We start from the raw sequence: 16,592 nt of genomic DNA, 5'->3' as shown, positions 1-16,592 counted from the left end.
GGTTTTTACTGTGGGATTATTTATTTAACTTTAAAGAAAAAACATGGCAGATAGAGACACTTTTTTAAAAGAATTCAGAGGCGAAACTTTAGGAACTGTAAGTGCTCAATCTTCTCTAGATGAGATCTTTCAAAATCAAACCATTCGACCTATTTTAAAACTGCAAAATGACTTATTTATAGCGGTTTTTATTAATTATGTCAATAAAAACAAACCCGACTTTTATTCGTATTCTGTCGACAAGAAACTGCAGACAATCGAAAATTCCATACAAAAAGATATTAAGTTCAGAAATTCCCTTAAAGGAATTGTAATGGCGCTCTTCACCATTCAAGAATACGATACTTATATTCAGAATTCTTCAAGCTTAAACAAACGAATGATGAATTTGTTGATTGACCGCTTGAAAAATCAGGTGCAGTTGTTTGAAGTGGAATCTGATTCTAAGTAAAAAAAGATATAGTTAATAAGAATGAAATTTTATTTAAACTTTACTACAGGTTACGGTCAATTCTACTTAAATGATAAGGGCGAAGGAGATACTGGCAGTACAAATTTTTGGTCAGATGAAGCTTTTAATGATAAACTTGCTGTAGAAAAAGGAATTTTAGGGATTTCTCTTGAAAACAGTGAGGGAATAGTAAAATGCGAACTTGAAATATTAAATGAAAAAAGTTTAATTTCTGATTTCAATAATTTTGATCATGTTGTGGAAGCGAGTTTAGAAATAGAAACCGGCTTACTGCAAGTAAATGATTGTCCTTTTTCAATTCTTATTTTGGAAGAAAATATTGAGATTGGAAATTACAGAGTTCGTGTTTATTTCAATAATTTGAAAACAGCATATTCAGAAAATCCAGAGGATTTTTATAAGATTGAAATGTGGAAAGATGTTTTTTCTGAAAGAGTTGTTTTAAAAAGATTTCAAGATTAAAAATTATTTTTAGCTAAATAAATAATGTTCAACAAATTCCGAAATAAATTCCCCTTGACCGACGAAAAGTGGAACGAATACATCTGCTATTTCAATAGAATCGAAGTTCCTGCAAAAACGACTCTTCTAGAAGAAGGCGAAATTTCGAAAAAGCTTTTTATTATCGAAAAAGGCTGTATTCGGGTTTGGTTCAATCACAACGGAAAAGATTTGACTTCTCAATTCTTTTTCGAAAATCAAAGTGTGGCTTCTATCGAAAGTTTCATGAAAAAATTCCCAAGTCCGGTTTTTGTTGAAACGATTGAACCTTCAGTTTTATGGTGGATCTCTAAAAATGATCTAGATAAAATCATCGAAGAAATTAAGGAAATTCCAGAATTAAGGGACCGATTAATTGACATGCTTTTTCAAAGGACATTTGATTATATGAAACACTTTTTTTCTTTCATAAAAGACTCCCCTACTCAGCGTTATCTCAATTTAATTGAAGAAAAGCCTCAAATTGTTCAAAGAGTACCGCAACATTATATTGCATCTTATTTGGGTGTGAGTACGGTTCACTTAAGCCGTATTAAAAGTAAATTGGTTCAAAACAAATAGTGTATTTTATTTGATAACAAATGTTATCGTCTTCCTGCAAACAGCTGTCTAATTTTGCTTTATAAAATTTAATAATTATGAAAGCAGCAGTAGTTTATAAAAAAGGCGAATTGCCACAATATGCAGAATTTCCAGAACCAATTGCATCCAATGAGAACGAAGTTTTACTCTCGGTTAAAGCCGTTTCGATTACAAATCTCGATAAAGGAATTGCGAGCGGAGAACATTATTCTTCGGAAAATGGAAATCAAAATGGATTTATTGTCGGCAGTGATTGCGTTGGAATTTTAGAAAACGGAACAAGGGTTTATGCCCGCGGGATTTCTGGAACAATAGCTGAAAAAGCTTTGGTAGAGAAAAACAGAATGGTTGTTTTGCCTGTCGGAATTGATGACGCAACGGCAGCAGCAATTCCAAATGCAGTTGCAGGTTCGGCAATGGCGCTTCGATTTAGAGCTGGAATAAAACCTGGAGATACCGTTTTAATAAATGGAGCAACAGGATTTACGGGGCAAATGGCGATTCAGATTGCCAGACATTATGGAGCAAAAAAAATAATCGTTACGGGAAGAAATGAAAAAGTACTTCAAAGTCTTGTAGAATTGGGCGCTGATGAAATAGTTTCCCTAAAACAAAGCGAAGAATTAATTATTTCTCAGCTAAAGAAAATTCATCAAAATACTCCATTTGATATTGTAATTGATTATTTGTGGGGACGTTCTGCAGAACTTATTCTTTCTGTTTTAAAAGGAAATGGAAATTTTACTCCCAAAACAAGATATGTCTCAATTGGTTCTATGTCTGGAGATACAATTCAATTATCAGCCCAGATTTTAAGAAGCGTCGATTTACAATTGTCTGGATCAGGTTTAGGAAGCTGGACAAAAGAAGAAGTAAAATTGCTATTTTTAGAAATACTTCCTGAAATGTTTCTTTTGGCTTCTAAAAATATACTAAAAGTAAATATTGAAAAAGTGAATATCTCTGATATCGAAAAAAATTGGAATGCCGAAGTTAGTGATGGAAAAAGATTAGTTGTTTTGATTTAATTTTTTTAAACACATAGTTGCATAGGTTTTAGAATCAAAAAAAGTTTTACTCATTTAAACACATTTGCTATGTGTGAGGAACTAGTTTCTTTTTATTATCTCTTCTCAGAATAAAAATCTATGTAACTATGTGTTTAGTATAAAGTCCAAAAGTTTAATATTTCAATAATTCTTTCAAAACCTCTTCAAATCTATTTCTTGGTAAAAACTGATCTTCAAGCGCTTTTGTAAACGGAATTGGCGAATCTAAACTTGCCACTCTTTTTACTGGAGCATCCAAATATTCAAAACAATTCTCCATTATTAAAGCCGAAATGTCGCTGGCAATCCCGCCAAACATAGTGTCTTCTTGATAAATTATCGCTTTTCCTGTTTTTTTAACCGAAGCAAAAATCGTTTCAGTATCTAAAGGTTGCAGCGTTCTTAAGTCAATTAAATCGGCTTCGATTTCTGGGTTTTGTGCCAAAGTTTCTAAAGCCCAATGTACTGGCGCACCAAAAGTGATAATTGTAACCGCATTTCCTTCTTTTAGTAAAGCCGCTTTTCCTAACGGAATCGTGTAATAATCTTTAGGAACTTCTTGATAAATACTGCGGTATAATAATTTATGTTCAAAAAACAAAACCGGATTCGGATCATTTATAGCGGTGTTTAAAAGTCCTTTTGCATCGTATGGAAATGCTGGATAAACGACTTTCAAACCTGGAGTTTTGGTAAACCAAGCTTCATTCGTCTGCGAGTGAAATGGTCCCGCCTGAGTACCGCCGCCACAAGGCATACGTACTACTACATCGGCTTTTTCGCCCCAGCGGTAATGTGATTTTGCCAATAAATTCACAATCGGATTAAATCCAGTTGAAACGAAATCGGCGAACTGCATTTCTACAATTGCTTTGTAATTATTGATTGATAATCCCATTGCGGCAGAAACAACAGCGCTTTCGCAGATTGGTGTATTGCGAACACGGTCTTTTCCAAAAAACTCTACAAAGCCGTCTGTTATTTTAAAGGCTCCGCCATATTCGGCAATATCCTGACCCATTATAACAAGGTTTCTATGGCGCTGCATCGATTCGTTTAAACCATTTCGAATTGCATCAATAAAACGAATATTTTCCGTTTCTGCTTCTTTGTTAACTTCTTCAAATTGATATGGTTTGTAAACATCATCTAGTTCTCCGCTGTAAGTTGCTTCTATTTCAGGTTCGGCATTTGCCATCGCCCAATTTTTGTCAATTTCTTGTTTTATTTCGGCGTGAAATTGTTCGTCTATTTCAGCAGTAAGAATGCCGATTTCAGTCAGGTAATTTCTGTAATTTGTAACGGGATCTCTTTGCTCCCATTCTTTCATTAATTCCTGCGGCACATATTTAGTACCACTCGCCTCTTCATGTCCGCGCATCCTGAACGTTTTAAATTCTAATAAAACGGGATGCGGATTCTCCTGCATTTCTTTCTTTAACTGAGATAATTTGTTGTAAACTTCAACAATATTATTTCCGTCAATAATCCAGCTTTCAATTCCGTAGCCAATTCCTTTATCAGCAAGGTTTTCGCAGGCATATTGTTCGTTTGTGGGCGTTGAAAGTCCGTAACCATTATTTTCAATAATAAACATAACCGGCAGATTCCAAACCGCGGCAATATTCAAAGCTTCGTGAAAATCTCCTTCACTTGTAGCGCCTTCACCAGTAAAAACGGCGGTTATTTTTTTATTATTTTGAAGTTTATCGGCTAAAGCGATTCCGTCAGCGATTCCTAATTGCGGGCCAAGATGCGAAATCATTCCGATAATATTGTATTCCTGAGTTCCAAAGTGAAAACTTCTGTCGCGGCCTTTTGTAAAACCATTAGCTTTTCCCTGCCATTGCGAAAATAATCGGTGAAGCGGAATTTCTCTCGTAGTAAAAACACCAAGATTTCGGTGCATTGGAAGAATGTATTCCGATTGATCTAAAACAGCGGTAACACCAACAGCAATAGCTTCTTGCCCGATTCCAGAAAACCATTTAGAAACCTTTCCTTGCCGAATCAAGATGAGCATCTTTTCTTCGATTAATCGTGGTTTTAATATCTTTTTATATAAATCTAATAATTGAGCGTCGGTTAAGTTTTGTCGGTAAAAAATCATTTATTTTTTATTTTTTAGTGTTTCAAATATAACAATTTGCGCCAATTTTATAAGATTCTGAAATATTTTTTTAATCAGAAATCAGCTTTTAATGGCTGAGCTTAAGATTATTTTCTAAAATATTCTATACCTTTGTTAACGAAAGGTGCTTATGACACCTTTTGTTCTTAAATATAAAATGTAAAGTATGCAAAACATTCCTAGTGTAGACTTACGTGATTTCCTTTCGGACGACCCGAAACGTAAACAAAAATTTGTAAATGAAATCGGCAGTGCATTTGAAAACATTGGCTTCGTAGCCTTAAAAGGTCATTTTCTTGATGATCAATTGGTCAACGAACTTTATGGTGAAATTAGAAACTTTTTCGCCTTGCCAATAGAAACTAAGCATAATTATGAAATTCCTGGAATTGGCGGACAAAGAGGTTATGTTTCTTTTGGAAAAGAACATGCTAAAGGACGCAAAGAAGGAGATTTAAAAGAATTTTGGCATTTTGGTCAATACGTTGACGAAAATTCACGATGGGCTTCAGAATATCCAGATAATGTGGAAGTTACTGAGTTACCTCGTTTTAATGTGGTTGGTAAAGAAGCATATCAAAAATTAGAAAAAACCGGCGTTTATGTTTTAAGGGCTTTGGCTTTACATTTAGGTCTTGACGAGTTTTATTTTGATGAATATGCAAAAGAAGGAAACTCAATTTTAAGACCAATCCACTATCCTCCAATTACTTCTGAACCAGAAAATGCCATTCGTGCTGCAGCTCACGGTGATATCAATTTGATCACTTTGTTAATGGGAGCTCAAGGTAAAGGATTACAAGTTCAAAATCATAATGGTGAATGGATTGATGCCATTGCACAAGATGATGAATTGGTAATTAATGTTGGAGATATGTTGTCAAGACACACCAATAACAAATTAAAATCTACGATTCACCAAGTGGTAAATCCGCCGAGAGAATTGTGGGGAACTTCACGTTATTCAATTCCGTTTTTTATGCATCCAGTAAGCGATATGCGTTTGGATTGTCTTGAAAATTGTATTGATGAAGAAAATCCAAAGAAATTCGAAGATATTTCTGCGGGTGAGTTCTTGCACGAACGTTTAGTAGAATTAGGTTTAATTAAAAAATAAAACTTAAATAAATTTCTCCCGTGGCTTCGGGATAAAAATTCCAAATTCCAATCTTCATTGGAGTTTGGAATTTGATTTTTATAAACTATATTTATTGTAATTATTTAGAGAATAAAAATTATGGATTTTAAAGATCAATTAAAGAATTTATTTCCAGATCATGTTGAATCAAATGAACCAGAACAAGTTGAAGAACAAGAACATGTCCTGTATGTTCAAAAAGAACCAATGATCTGTAAATTTGAAAAAAGAAAAGGAAAAGCAACCACAATTATTGAAGGTTATGAAGGCTCCGACGAAGATTTTAAAATCTTAGCCAAAGAAATCAAAACTAAATTAAGCGTAGGCGGCACTTTTAAAGATGATTCCATTATTATTCAAGGAGATTACCGTGATAAAATTATGGCAATTTTAAAAGAAAAAGGATTTAAAACCAAACGTGTAGGTGGATAGAATAAATTAAATTTCAATTTTTAAATTCCAAATTCCAAGTAAAAAAACTTAGAATCTTAGTACCTCAGAACCTTAGCAACTTAAAAAAAAATGATCCAATCATCAGAATTAATACTAAATCCAGACGGAAGCGTTTATCATTTAAACCTGCGTCCTGAACATATTGCACACGACATTATTTTTGTTGGTGACCAAAATAGAGTGGAGAAAATTACCCAATTTTTTGATTCAATTGAATATTCCACTCAAAAAAGAGAATTTAAAACCCAGACCGGAATTTACAAAGGCAAGAGAATTTCTGTAATTTCTACCGGAATTGGCCCAGATAATATTGATATCGTTTTAAATGAATTAGACGCCTTAGTTAATATCGATTTAAAGACGCGTGAACCAAAAGAAACGCTAACTTCACTAAATATTATCCGAATTGGAACTTCTGGTTCTTTGCAAGAAGATATTCCAGTAGACAGTTTCGTAATGTCAAAATTTGGTTTAGGATTAGACAATATGCTCCGCTCCTATTTAATTGATGATGTTTCGATTACTGAAATGGAAGACGCATTTGTAGAACATACTAATTGGGATCCTAAAAAAGGAAAACCATACGTAACACAATGTTCTGAGGAATTAGAAAAACTAATTGAATCCAATAGAATATTTAAAGGAATTACAGCAACTGCGGGTGGATTTTACGGTCCGCAGGGAAGAGTTTTACGTTTAAATATTCAAGATGAAGAATTGAATAATAAAATGGATAATTTTATTTTTAATGAAACTAAAATCACTAATTTAGAGATGGAAACGGCAGCAATCTACGGACTCTCTGCTCTTTTGGGACATAATGCTTTGTCGCTTAATGCCATTATTGCCAATCGCGCTTCTGGAACATTTAGCGAAGATCCATACAAAGCTGTAGACGAATTGATCACGTACACTTTGGGTAAATTAGCGGGAAAATAATGAGATAATTAGAAAATGTGATAATTCGATAATTATAAAAAATAGCATTATGTTTTTGAGAGTTGCGCGACATACTAACAATTTAGAGAAAATTGAAAATTTTTATATCAATATTCTTGGTTTTGAAAGATTAGGCGGATTCCAGCATCATAATAATTATGACGGAGTTTTTATAGGAAAACCAGGTTTAGACTGGCATTTTGAATTTACAATGTCTGAAATTGAAGCCAAACATACTTTTGATGAAGATGATATTATCGTGCTTTATCCAAAAACAATGTCAAATTACAACGACTTAATACATACGATTACACAAAATAATATTGAAATGATACAAGCGGTTAATCTGTATTGGAATGAAAACGGAAAAATGATTCAGGATCCGGACGGTTACCGCATAGTTGTGTCATCATTAAAAGCCATAATAAACGAAATAGAATAATGTCGGAAACTCATAAAAAAATATTATTTAAATATTACAGCGATTATTTGGATGAAGTAGTTTCTGAAACCATGTGGGCAGAAATTATAGATTTGGAAAAAGGTCTTTTTAAATTGGATAATATTCCATTTTTTGGCCCATTAATTGCAACAGATGACATTTTTTATGCAGAATTTGATGAGACAGAACAACGTTTCATGCATAGAAAAACAATACAAAATTCAGGAAACTCAATTATACAAATAGCTGTTTTAGAAAAAGATTTTGACAAAGAAATCATCCGCGAACAATTAAAGGCAATAAATTGCTTGTCGGAAGGATTAAACGAAACTTTTTTTGCAGCAGAAATTGCGAAAGATGTAGATTACACATTGGTAAGAAGCCTTTTGACTGATTATGAGTCAAAGGAAATTATCGAATTTGCAGAACCTTGTCTTTCAGAGAAACACAGAGCCGATTTATTAAAAAACTAAAAAAAGAAAAACTAGATTACGCATACCAAGCAACTTAACTTAACTTAACTTAAACTTAAAAGAAATGAAAACTGTCAAAATTGCGGGTGTTCCTGAACACTTCAATTTGCCATGGCATCTATGTATAGAAAATGGCGAATTTGAAGCTGAGAACATCGACTTACAATGGAGAAATATTCCCGAAGGAACCGGAAAAATGTGTCAAATGCTCCGTGATGGAGAAACAGATCTAGCTGTTATTTTAACTGAAGGAATTCTAAAAGATATTGCAGCTGGAAATCCCAGTAAAATTATTCAGATTTATGTGCAGTCGCCTTTAATTTGGGGAATTCATGTTGATGCAAAATCTGATTTTCAAACCCTTAAAGATCTTAAAAACAAGAAAGCCGCTATTTCGAGAGTTGGTTCTGGATCGCAGTTAATGGCCTATGTAAATGCAAATGAGCAAGGCTGGCAGATGGACGATCTGGAGTTTGAAATTGTAAACACAATTGACGGCGCAGTTGATGCTTTGACCAATAAAAAAGCAGACTACTTTATGTGGGAACGTTTTATGACAAAACCTCTTGTGGACCAAGGAATATTTAGACGTATTGACGACTGCCCTACTCCTTGGCCTTCTTTTATAATTGCGGTACGCGAAGAATTCTTGAAAAAGAATCCAAAAGTTGTTGAAAAAATCCTTGAAATTATCAATAAAACAACGGTTGATTTCAAAGAAATTCCCGAAATTGACAAAAAATTATCTAAACTTTTTAATCAAAAAGCAGAAGATATTAAAGAGTGGCTGAAATTAACACAATGGTCACAGAAAAACCTAACAGAGAAAGCTTTTAATAAAATTCAAAATCAATTATTTGATCTGGGAATTATTGATAAAAAAAGTATTTTTGTAGAAACCGTAAAAGCACTATAATACTGCTTTTTTGATTCGTATGATGAAATTCCCTAAAATTGACTTTCCGCAATTAAAATCCAAACTACAGGTGAAATCGCCGTGGGACAGGATTATTATTATGCTTTTGAGTCTTTTTATTACCATTCCGATTTTCATCATACTGCATCAAAATCTTATCGATTTGGAGTGGGCATTCAATCTAGATCGTGTTTTTATCTTTATTTTTGTCTTTGCAGCAATATTTTTCCTTCTCATGTATCTCAGAACAATAATTATATTGTGCATTGCTGTTTATTTATTGGTGTTGTTTTACGGAACAGTTATAGGGAATTATGGTTTCAGCGAAATCTCAGAAGATTATAACTCGATGATTTATACGATGTCTGATAATCCGTATCCGCAAGATATAATTGTGGCAAAACTGCTTCCATTTCCAAATAAATCAAAAATTATTAATGCAATAGAATATCAGAATCCGAGAGTGCGAAATTTTGCTATTATGGCAACAACCAAACACTTTAAAGGTATTAGAGGTTATTCAGATTATAGAACAATTATTCAATGTTTTGCCGTTTTTAAGGAAATAAACGGCCGATGGAATTATGTGAATGATCCCAAAGAAGGTGATTATATTGCAACCGCGAGCGAATCTTTAGATTATTTCTCTGGCGATTGCGATGATCACTCTATTTTGATGGCGGCGGCGATTAGATCTATTGGCGGTACTCCCCGACTTATTCACACCAAAGGACATATTTATCCAGAAATTTTAATTGGTTCTACGATTGATTTGGAGAAAGTTAATTACTTAATTAAGAACGTTCTTTTTACTAAAGAAAGCTACGGTAAAAAACTGCATTACCATATTGACGAGCGCGGTCAAGTATGGATGAACCTTGATTATACGGCAACTTATCCAGGCGGCCCGTTCATGTACGAAGAAATATTAGGAGCCTTAACTCTTAATTAAAATCCCCTTTTCTTTTAGTCTTTCTTGATTACATAAAAAATCAGTGTTTTTTATGAAGAAAAAAAACTTTATAAATATTTGATTATGAATAATATAATGTTGTTTTTTTTTGTAACTTTTTCCTGTTTAACTTTTAACCCAATAATCATGAGAAACTCTAAATTATTTACCCTCGTAATTGCAATTGCTGTAGTATTAATGGTATCATGCCATAGTAAAAGAGACAAACTTGTAAATTCATGGAAAGTTAGTGCTGTAGAACCAAAAATAGAAATGAATGATTCTACAAAAAATGCTATTTTAACAAATGGTACGCTCACTTTTACAGAAGATGGACACGTGACAGGATATTTGCTTCGAGAAATAACAGACGGGACTTACGCTTTAACTAATAAAGGAACTAGTCTTGTTATTAAAGATGAAGTTGGAACACCTTATCCTTGTGTAAGCACAATTACAGAGGATAAACTAATTTTAGATGCTAAAGAAGCTAAAATAACATTAGATAAAATTTAAATTAAGCAGTAGCTTAAACTTTATACAAAAACCATTCTTTACGATTGTAAAGAATGGTTTTTTGATTTTTAATACTAAAATAAATATCTTTGTACTCTTCAAATTAAGCATTGACGTATGTGAAAAATAATTTCTTTCGAAAATTTTAGTAAGCAACCGTAATTTTACGGCCGCTTAATTATTTATCTTAAAAGAAAGGAATTATGCTTATTCTTCAAAATATTTCGTATCAGCACGAGAATAAAAATCTGCTGTTTCAAAACATTAGTTTTACTATAAACAATCACGATAAAGCCGCATTGGTTGGAAATAACGGTGTTGGAAAATCTACGGTATTGAAAATTATTGCTGGTGAACTGCTGCCTTTTTCTGGGCAGCTAAATCTAAATGCTAAACCTTATTTTGTACCGCAATTGTTTGGTCAGTTTAATGATCTGACAATAGTTGAAGCTTTACATATAAAGGATAAAATAAAATCACTTAAAGCAATACTTGAAGGTGATGTAAGTGAAGAAAATCTAGAATTATTAAATGATGACTGGACAATTGAAGAGCGATGTCAAGAAGCTTTATCGTATTGGAAACTTCAAAATTTGGATCTGAACCAGAAAATGGAAACGCTGAGCGGCGGACAGAAAACCAAAGTTTTCCTGGCTGGAATTATGATCCATGAACCCGAGTTGGTTTTGTTGGACGAACCGAGCAATCATTTGGATTTTGAAGGAAGAACTTTATTATATGATTTTATTAAATCTACTTCAAGTTCGTTATTAATTGTAAGTCACGACAGAACATTGCTTAATATTCTAAATAAGACTTTAGAAATGAGTAAAAATGGGATTTCTGTTTATGGCGGCAATTATGATTTTTACAGCGAACAGAAAAAGATTGAAAATAATGCCTTAGAACAAGATGTACAGAGTAAAGAAAAAGCCTTGCGAAAAGCAAAAGAAAAGGAACGTGAAACGATTGAACGTCAAAATAAATTAGATTCAAGAGGGAAAAAGAAGCAGGAAAAATCAGGTGTTGCACGCATTATGATGAATACGCTCCGAAATAAAGCCGAAAACAGCAGTTCGAAAATTAAAGATGTTCACACAGAAAAAATCACCAGTATTTCTGATGATCTGCGACAGCTGCGATCGTCGCTTCCAGCGATTGATCAGATGAAATTTGGTTTTAATGCTACTGTATTTCATAAAGGCAAAATACTTTTTAAAGCAGATGAAATCAATTACAGCTATGAAAATCAAGTACTTTGGAAAGAAAACCTGAGTTTTGAAATTCTTTCAGGAGACCGTTTGGTTTTAAAAGGTTCAAACGGCTCTGGAAAAACTACTTTAATAAAAATAATTTTGGGAAAATTAAATCCAAAGCTTGGAAATATTCAATCCTTAAATAAAAAAGCAATTTATATCGATCAGGATTATTCCCTGCTTGATAACAACTTAAATGTGTATCAGCAAGCTCAAGTTTTTAACGATTCAGGTTTAGAAGAACATGAAATAAAAATGAGGCTCAATCGCTTTTTGTTTTCTCAAAATGATTGGGACAAACCCTGCGATGCTTTGAGCGGCGGAGAAAGAATGCGCCTGATGCTTTGCTGTTTGACAATAAGTAATGAGTCGCCCGATATTATTATTTTGGATGAACCGACTAATAATCTGGATATTCAAAATATCGAAATTCTAACGGCGGCGATTAATGAATATCAGGGAACTTTGATAGTTGTTTCGCACGATCAGTTGTTTTTGGAACAAATCAATATTGAAAAAGAAATTCTGCTTTAAATAAAATAATTTTAGCGCGAAAACTAATTTGGCGCTAATTTATTGATTTCATTACAAATTAAATCCGGTTGCTGAAGCGTTATATAATGACCGCTTTTCTGCGCAAAAATCTGTTTGCTGTGAGATGACAAATTCAGAAGATCAACTTGTAAGGCATTGTGAACCGATAAATATTCTTTTTCTAAGTTTTTATCTTTCGCGCCTTCTACTCCATCTGGATATTTAGCTGTAATTATGGTTAACGGAACAGCGCCAAAATTAGTAATTCGCGACGCTTCATTCATTAATTTTTCATCATTTTCCAGTTCAGCCATCATTCCATCGAAAATGCGGTAAAAATAGGTTTTCACATTCTGATTGAACCAATGTTTCTCTGGAACTGCGGTTGTAAAAGAAACGTTGCTGTACAAAATTCTGATGACACCAATTTCGTTTAAAAAACTTAAAAAATTTTTTGGTGGCGGCTGTACGGAATTTTTTAAAGCTTCAGAAGATTTTTCTAACTGCTTTGGATGGGAAACATCAACAAATACAATTCCTGCCAGATCTTTTGTGTTTTCTTTAATAAATAATCTTGGCGTAATACCTCCAAAGGAGTGTCCGACCAAAATATAAGGTTTTGGGCATTTTGTTTTCTCTAAAAGCTGTTTTAAATCATCGGCATATCTTCTTAATGATATATTTTCTGAGGGCTCACTCCATAATATTCCTGCTTTATCATACGAAATGGTGGTATATTTTTGAGAAAGTTTCTTCTGAATTTCCTGCCAATGCAGATAATCTCCGCCCAAACCAGATTCAAAAATGATGGTGCAGGAACCTTTTCCTTCTTTCTTGTAATGAATTTTTCGGCCCTCAACTTCAACAAATTCCGAATCCTGCGGTCGTTTGCTGTTGTAATAGACTCTTGAAATATGTTCAAACAAAAATCCGATTGCAATTAACGCCAGCAGAATTAGTATGACTATTTTGAGAACTTTGAAAATCTTTTTTATCATTTTAAAGTTGTTTTGGCGTGTAAATATCGTTTGTTCCAAAAATACTTTAATTCTATTCAAATTACAATATTATTTATAATTATTCCAGATAATATTGATTAAAAACCGACGTATCTTAAAAAAAGAATTTATATAAGTATTGAATTGAAATTCAAATCAATACAAAAAAGACGTAAATTGCATAGAGAGGTTTTATTTACAAATTAGTTGTCTGCAAAGTATACGCTTAATCAAAATTAAAAACTATGAAATCACGAAACAGATTTTTTGTGGCTAATAACGAAAATTATTCTAGTGAATCGTTATTGAATTTCAAGGAATCTAAACCTTTTCAGTTTGCTGGATTGGACTAAGATAGCTGAAAAATGATATGTAAAACCTTCAAATTTAAAAGTTTGAAGGTTTTTTTTATTAAAAATAATCATCAAATTATATTGCGCAGTCAAATGACTTCATTATATTTGCAGTCAAATAACTGCATAATGGAAATTAGAAGAGATGTTTTTCAAGCCATAGCCGATCCTACGCGAAGAGCTATTTTAAGTTTAGTCGCTATACAAGCAATGACACCTGGGGCAATTGCAGATAATTTTGATTCGTCGAGACAGACCATTTCGAAACACATTAAAATATTAAATGAATGTGAATTACTGCACCAAATACAAAATGGCAGGGAAATTTATTATCATTTAAATCCTCAAAAAATGAAAGAAATCGACAGCTTTATTGAACCCTTTAGAAAAATGTGGGACGATCGTTTTAATAAGTTGGAAGCAATCATGAAAAATTATAAAAAATAAAAACATGGAAAGAAAAACGAAAATTGAAGCAGAAAACGGCAGACAAGATCTTGTAATCACAAGAGAATTTGATATTGCAGTTGAATTATTATTTAAAGCTTATATCGAACCTGAAATTGTAGAACAGTGGATGGGAACAAAAGTTTTGAAATTGGAAAATAAAAAACATGGCGGCTGGCATTTTGAAACTAGTGATCCCAACGGAAACGTAGTATTTAGTGCTAATGGCGCTATTCATGATTTTGTTCCAAATGAAAAAATAACGAGAACTTTTGAAATGGATAATGCAAATTTTGCACCTCAATTGGAGTTTTTAGAATTTGAAAAGCTGACCGACGAAACCAGTAAATTAAAGATGCAGATTATTTATAAATCAATTGAACATAGAGAACAGCAGTTAAAATTGCCTTTTGCGCAAGGTTTAAATATGGCGCATAACAGATTGGAAGAAATTGTAACGAACCTAAAATAAAATAGTATGTCTAAACGAAATAAATTTATTTACTGGATTGCCACGATTTGGCTGTCTTTAGGAATGGCTTCTACGGGAACTGTACAGCTCATTAAGATGAAAGAAGAAACCGAAATGATGACCCATTTAGGATATCCGCTTTATTTTTTAACGCTTTTAGGTGTTTGGAAATTATTAGGTGTAATTGCAATACTTATTCCTAAATTTGGTTTACTGAAAGAATGGGCTTACGCAGGTTTTTTCTTTGCTATGTCTGGTGCGGTAATTTCTCATTTAGCATGCGGAGATGGTGCCAAAGAACTTTTTGGCCCGCTATTATTAATTGTTTTGACTATTTTCTCTTGGTATTACAGGCCTGCAGAGAGAAAGTGTTTTGTAAATTAAAAAAAAGAATCAGATGAAAAAAGTATTAACTACAAACGAGCAGGAAGAGATTTTAAGTACGCTTGAAAAACGTTTTGAGAAGAACTTAAAGCGGCATAAAGATTTAGATTGGGCAAAAATTGAAGCAAAATTAAAAGCCAATCCTGAAAAGTTATGGTCGCTTGAAGAAATGGAAAGAACTGAAGGGGAACCAGATGTTATTGGCTACGATAAAAAAACAGATGAATATCTTTTTGCGGATTGTTCTCCTGAAAGTCCAAAGGGACGCAGAAGTATCTGTTACGATCATGAAGCACTCGAAAAAAGAAAAGAAAACAAACCTAATAACAGCGCTGTAAATATGGCTGCTGAAATGGGAATTGAAATTTTAAACGAAGAACAATACAAAGAATTACAAAAGTTAGAGAAGTTTGATACTAAAACATCGAGCTGGATTTTGACGCCGCCGGAAATACGAAAATTAGGCGGTGCAATTTTTTCTGACTTTAGATACAATACCGTTTTTGTATATCATAATGGCGCAGAATCGTATTATGCCGCAAGAGGTTTTCGCGGTTTACTGCGAGTTTAAAAATAGCAAAAGCCTCCGAAAGATTTCATTTTGGAGGTTTTCTATTTACTCTCTTAAAATCTTTTCCATCTTTTTTCCTTTTGCCAATTCGTCTACCAATTTATCCAAATAACGAATTTTCTGCATCAGCGGATCTTCGATTTCTTCTACACGATAACCACAGATAACGCCTGTAATTTTAGATACGTTCTGATTCAATTTTGGTGCTTCAGCAAAGAAGGTTTCAAAGTCGGCCTTTTTCTCAATTTGAGCTTTAAGTTCTTCGTCGCTGTATCCTGTTAACCATTTGGTTACAATATCTACTTCTTCTTTGGTTCTTCCTTTCTTTTCTGCTTTTTGAATGTATAAAGGATACACGCTTGAAAATAGTATTTTATATACTCTATCGTTCTTCATTTTACTCTTTTTTTAGATCAATTATGGTTTAGTGTAAATATAATTCAAAACTTAAAAAACGGCAACGGAATAAATTATTTTATACCTTAGATTTAGTTTTAACATTTCAATCAGTAATCTAAAAACTATTTTTATGGAAAACCAGAATAATTTAAACGACAACACACCAAAAGTTACAGGAATAGGCGGTATTTTCTTTTTTCTTGATAATCCGAAAGAGACTAAGGATTGGTATGCCAAAAATTTAGGATTAGAAATTAATGATTGGGGTTCTGCGAGTTTTGAATCGAGAAATCTTGAGAAACCAGATCAAATAGAATCGACTCAATGGTGTCCATTTAAAACGGGAGATAAATATTTTTCTCCATCCAAAAAGGATTTTATGGTGAATTACCGTGTTCAAAATATTGAAGGTCTTTTAGAAAAACTCAAACAAAACGGAGTAACTATTCTGGATGATATTGAAACGTACGATTACGGGAAATTTGTTCACATTATGGATACCGAAGGCAATAAAATAGAACTTTGGGAACCAATTTGATTAATTGTTAATTGTTAATGGTTTATTTAGATTGATTGAAAAAAATATAAAAAAAAGCTCCATTATTTTCTAATGG

General features: G+C 33.0%; 21 protein-coding genes. 18 read left to right on the top strand and 3 right to left on the bottom strand.

The genetic code is table 11. From position 1 onward, the window contains the following. Positions 1–43 precede the first annotated feature (43 nt). The 4 genes from BSF42_RS00705 to BSF42_RS00690 all read left to right on the top strand — a co-directional run bounded on the left by BSF42_RS00705 (position 44) and on the right by BSF42_RS00690 (position 2,583). The gene (locus tag BSF42_RS00705) at positions 44–451 is read left to right on the top strand and encodes a glyoxalase (RefSeq protein ID WP_095951207.1); all 408 of its coding nucleotides are present in this window, start codon (positions 44–46) and stop codon (positions 449–451) included. Positions 452–472: 21 nt separating this feature from the next. Beyond that, a complete protein-coding gene (locus tag BSF42_RS00700; protein ID WP_095951206.1) occupies positions 473–934 on the top strand; it encodes a hypothetical protein in 462 nt (153 codons plus the stop codon). A 54-nt stretch (positions 935–988) separates the two neighbouring features. Then, positions 989–1,534 (top strand): Crp/Fnr family transcriptional regulator, encoded by a 546-nt coding sequence (locus BSF42_RS00695; RefSeq protein WP_253250952.1) that lies wholly within the window; start codon positions 989–991, stop codon positions 1,532–1,534. Positions 1,535–1,611: 77 nt separating this feature from the next. Then, a complete protein-coding gene (locus BSF42_RS00690; RefSeq protein WP_095951204.1) occupies positions 1,612–2,583 on the top strand; it encodes a zinc-binding alcohol dehydrogenase family protein in 972 nt (323 codons plus the stop codon). Between the two features lie 154 nt (positions 2,584–2,737). On the opposite strand, the gene BSF42_RS00685 is transcribed toward BSF42_RS00690, so the two are convergent. Continuing rightward, positions 2,738–4,714: a thiamine pyrophosphate-dependent enzyme gene (locus tag BSF42_RS00685; RefSeq protein WP_095951203.1), complete on the bottom strand. Its 1,977-nt coding sequence runs from the start codon at positions 4,712–4,714 to the stop codon at positions 2,738–2,740. A 187-nt stretch (positions 4,715–4,901) separates the two neighbouring features. Between BSF42_RS00685 and BSF42_RS00680 the strand changes: the two genes are divergently transcribed. From BSF42_RS00680 to BSF42_RS00640, 9 genes are all read left to right on the top strand, one after another. Further along, on the top strand, positions 4,902–5,852 hold the full coding sequence (locus tag BSF42_RS00680; protein ID WP_095951202.1) for an isopenicillin N synthase family oxygenase: 951 nt from the start codon (positions 4,902–4,904) through the stop codon (positions 5,850–5,852). A 120-nt stretch (positions 5,853–5,972) separates the two neighbouring features. Next, a complete protein-coding gene (locus tag BSF42_RS00675; protein ID WP_095951201.1) occupies positions 5,973–6,305 on the top strand; it encodes a translation initiation factor in 333 nt (110 codons plus the stop codon). A 90-nt stretch (positions 6,306–6,395) separates the two neighbouring features. Beyond that, on the top strand, positions 6,396–7,265 hold the full coding sequence (locus tag BSF42_RS00670; protein ID WP_095951200.1) for a nucleoside phosphorylase: 870 nt from the start codon (positions 6,396–6,398) through the stop codon (positions 7,263–7,265). A 49-nt stretch (positions 7,266–7,314) separates the two neighbouring features. Further along, entirely contained in the window at positions 7,315–7,707 is a 393-nt protein-coding gene (locus BSF42_RS00665) for a VOC family protein (protein WP_095951199.1), read from the top strand. Further along, positions 7,707–8,180 (top strand): DUF4265 domain-containing protein, encoded by a 474-nt coding sequence (locus tag BSF42_RS00660; RefSeq protein ID WP_095951198.1) that lies wholly within the window; start codon positions 7,707–7,709, stop codon positions 8,178–8,180. Before BSF42_RS00665 ends, BSF42_RS00660 begins: the two co-directional genes overlap by 1 nt. 64 nt (positions 8,181–8,244) lie before the next feature. Beyond that, positions 8,245–9,096, top strand: a complete 852-nt coding sequence (locus BSF42_RS00655) for a substrate-binding domain-containing protein (protein ID WP_095951197.1) — start codon at positions 8,245–8,247, stop codon at positions 9,094–9,096. A gap of 19 nt (positions 9,097–9,115) precedes the next feature. Further along, positions 9,116–10,048: a transglutaminase gene (locus tag BSF42_RS00650; RefSeq protein ID WP_095951196.1), complete on the top strand. Its 933-nt coding sequence runs from the start codon at positions 9,116–9,118 to the stop codon at positions 10,046–10,048. A gap of 147 nt (positions 10,049–10,195) precedes the next feature. Continuing rightward, positions 10,196–10,564, top strand: a complete 369-nt coding sequence (locus BSF42_RS00645) for a hypothetical protein (RefSeq protein WP_253250951.1) — start codon at positions 10,196–10,198, stop codon at positions 10,562–10,564. Positions 10,565–10,767: 203 nt separating this feature from the next. Next, complete coding sequence (locus BSF42_RS00640; RefSeq protein ID WP_095951194.1) at positions 10,768–12,354, top strand: ABC-F family ATP-binding cassette domain-containing protein; 1,587 nt, start codon at positions 10,768–10,770, stop codon at positions 12,352–12,354. Between the two features lie 23 nt (positions 12,355–12,377). Here the strand turns inward: BSF42_RS00640 and BSF42_RS00635 are convergent, their stop codons facing one another. Continuing rightward, positions 12,378–13,352 (bottom strand): alpha/beta fold hydrolase, encoded by a 975-nt coding sequence (locus BSF42_RS00635; RefSeq protein WP_095951193.1) that lies wholly within the window; start codon positions 13,350–13,352, stop codon positions 12,378–12,380. A gap of 482 nt (positions 13,353–13,834) precedes the next feature. Between BSF42_RS00635 and BSF42_RS00630 the strand changes: the two genes are divergently transcribed. The 4 genes from BSF42_RS00630 to BSF42_RS00615 are packed head-to-tail and all read left to right on the top strand — an operon-like array spanning position 13,835 to position 15,579. After that, a complete protein-coding gene (locus tag BSF42_RS00630) occupies positions 13,835–14,152 on the top strand; it encodes a helix-turn-helix transcriptional regulator (RefSeq protein WP_095951192.1) in 318 nt (105 codons plus the stop codon). A gap of 4 nt (positions 14,153–14,156) precedes the next feature. Further along, on the top strand, positions 14,157–14,624 hold the full coding sequence (locus tag BSF42_RS00625; RefSeq protein ID WP_095951191.1) for an SRPBCC domain-containing protein: 468 nt from the start codon (positions 14,157–14,159) through the stop codon (positions 14,622–14,624). Positions 14,625–14,630: 6 nt separating this feature from the next. Continuing rightward, a complete protein-coding gene (locus BSF42_RS00620) occupies positions 14,631–15,008 on the top strand; it encodes a DoxX family protein (protein ID WP_095951190.1) in 378 nt (125 codons plus the stop codon). A 13-nt stretch (positions 15,009–15,021) separates the two neighbouring features. Further along, on the top strand, positions 15,022–15,579 hold the full coding sequence (locus tag BSF42_RS00615; protein WP_095951189.1) for a DUF4256 domain-containing protein: 558 nt from the start codon (positions 15,022–15,024) through the stop codon (positions 15,577–15,579). A 45-nt stretch (positions 15,580–15,624) separates the two neighbouring features. Here the strand turns inward: BSF42_RS00615 and BSF42_RS00610 are convergent, their stop codons facing one another. Next, complete coding sequence (locus BSF42_RS00610; protein WP_095951188.1) at positions 15,625–15,975, bottom strand: DUF2200 domain-containing protein; 351 nt, start codon at positions 15,973–15,975, stop codon at positions 15,625–15,627. 133 nt (positions 15,976–16,108) lie between these two features. Between BSF42_RS00610 and BSF42_RS00605 the strand changes: the two genes are divergently transcribed. Then, positions 16,109–16,516, top strand: a complete 408-nt coding sequence (locus tag BSF42_RS00605; RefSeq protein WP_095951187.1) for a VOC family protein — start codon at positions 16,109–16,111, stop codon at positions 16,514–16,516. Positions 16,517–16,592 lie beyond the last annotated feature (76 nt).

It is taken from the genome of Flavobacterium sp. ACN6, assembly GCF_002304005.1.
In the GTDB taxonomy this organism is placed as follows: Bacteria; Bacteroidota; Bacteroidia; order Flavobacteriales; family Flavobacteriaceae; genus Flavobacterium.
The sequence above is the reverse complement of the archived record's forward strand: the minus strand, read 5'-3'. Positions and strand labels throughout refer to the sequence as shown.

What these genes read in the sequence shown, in the direction of transcription:
- BSF42_RS00675 (WP_095951201.1), top strand. Translation starts at nt 5,973, where the DNA reads ATGGATTTTAAAGATCAATTAAAGAATTTATTTCCAGATCATGTTGAA.
- BSF42_RS00660 (WP_095951198.1), top strand. Translation starts at nt 7,707, where the DNA reads ATGTCGGAAACTCATAAAAAAATATTATTTAAATATTACAGCGATTAT.
- BSF42_RS00625 (WP_095951191.1), top strand. Translation starts at nt 14,157, where the DNA reads ATGGAAAGAAAAACGAAAATTGAAGCAGAAAACGGCAGACAAGATCTT.
- BSF42_RS00685 (WP_095951203.1), bottom strand. Translation starts at nt 4,714, where the DNA reads ATGATTTTTTACCGACAAAACTTAACCGACGCTCAATTATTAGATTTA.
- BSF42_RS00620 (WP_095951190.1), top strand. Translation starts at nt 14,631, where the DNA reads ATGTCTAAACGAAATAAATTTATTTACTGGATTGCCACGATTTGGCTG.
- BSF42_RS00615 (WP_095951189.1), top strand. Translation starts at nt 15,022, where the DNA reads ATGAAAAAAGTATTAACTACAAACGAGCAGGAAGAGATTTTAAGTACG.
- BSF42_RS00700 (WP_095951206.1), top strand. Translation starts at nt 473, where the DNA reads ATGAAATTTTATTTAAACTTTACTACAGGTTACGGTCAATTCTACTTA.
- BSF42_RS00705 (WP_095951207.1), top strand. Translation starts at nt 44, where the DNA reads ATGGCAGATAGAGACACTTTTTTAAAAGAATTCAGAGGCGAAACTTTA.
- BSF42_RS00665 (WP_095951199.1), top strand. Translation starts at nt 7,315, where the DNA reads ATGTTTTTGAGAGTTGCGCGACATACTAACAATTTAGAGAAAATTGAA.
- BSF42_RS00635 (WP_095951193.1), bottom strand. Translation starts at nt 13,352, where the DNA reads ATGATAAAAAAGATTTTCAAAGTTCTCAAAATAGTCATACTAATTCTG.
- BSF42_RS00605 (WP_095951187.1), top strand. Translation starts at nt 16,109, where the DNA reads ATGGAAAACCAGAATAATTTAAACGACAACACACCAAAAGTTACAGGA.
- BSF42_RS00645 (WP_253250951.1), top strand. Translation starts at nt 10,196, where the DNA reads ATGAGAAACTCTAAATTATTTACCCTCGTAATTGCAATTGCTGTAGTA.
- BSF42_RS00690 (WP_095951204.1), top strand. Translation starts at nt 1,612, where the DNA reads ATGAAAGCAGCAGTAGTTTATAAAAAAGGCGAATTGCCACAATATGCA.
- BSF42_RS00670 (WP_095951200.1), top strand. Translation starts at nt 6,396, where the DNA reads ATGATCCAATCATCAGAATTAATACTAAATCCAGACGGAAGCGTTTAT.
- BSF42_RS00655 (WP_095951197.1), top strand. Translation starts at nt 8,245, where the DNA reads ATGAAAACTGTCAAAATTGCGGGTGTTCCTGAACACTTCAATTTGCCA.
- BSF42_RS00610 (WP_095951188.1), bottom strand. Translation starts at nt 15,975, where the DNA reads ATGAAGAACGATAGAGTATATAAAATACTATTTTCAAGCGTGTATCCT.
- BSF42_RS00630 (WP_095951192.1), top strand. Translation starts at nt 13,835, where the DNA reads ATGGAAATTAGAAGAGATGTTTTTCAAGCCATAGCCGATCCTACGCGA.
- BSF42_RS00680 (WP_095951202.1), top strand. Translation starts at nt 4,902, where the DNA reads ATGCAAAACATTCCTAGTGTAGACTTACGTGATTTCCTTTCGGACGAC.
- BSF42_RS00650 (WP_095951196.1), top strand. Translation starts at nt 9,116, where the DNA reads ATGATGAAATTCCCTAAAATTGACTTTCCGCAATTAAAATCCAAACTA.
- BSF42_RS00640 (WP_095951194.1), top strand. Translation starts at nt 10,768, where the DNA reads ATGCTTATTCTTCAAAATATTTCGTATCAGCACGAGAATAAAAATCTG.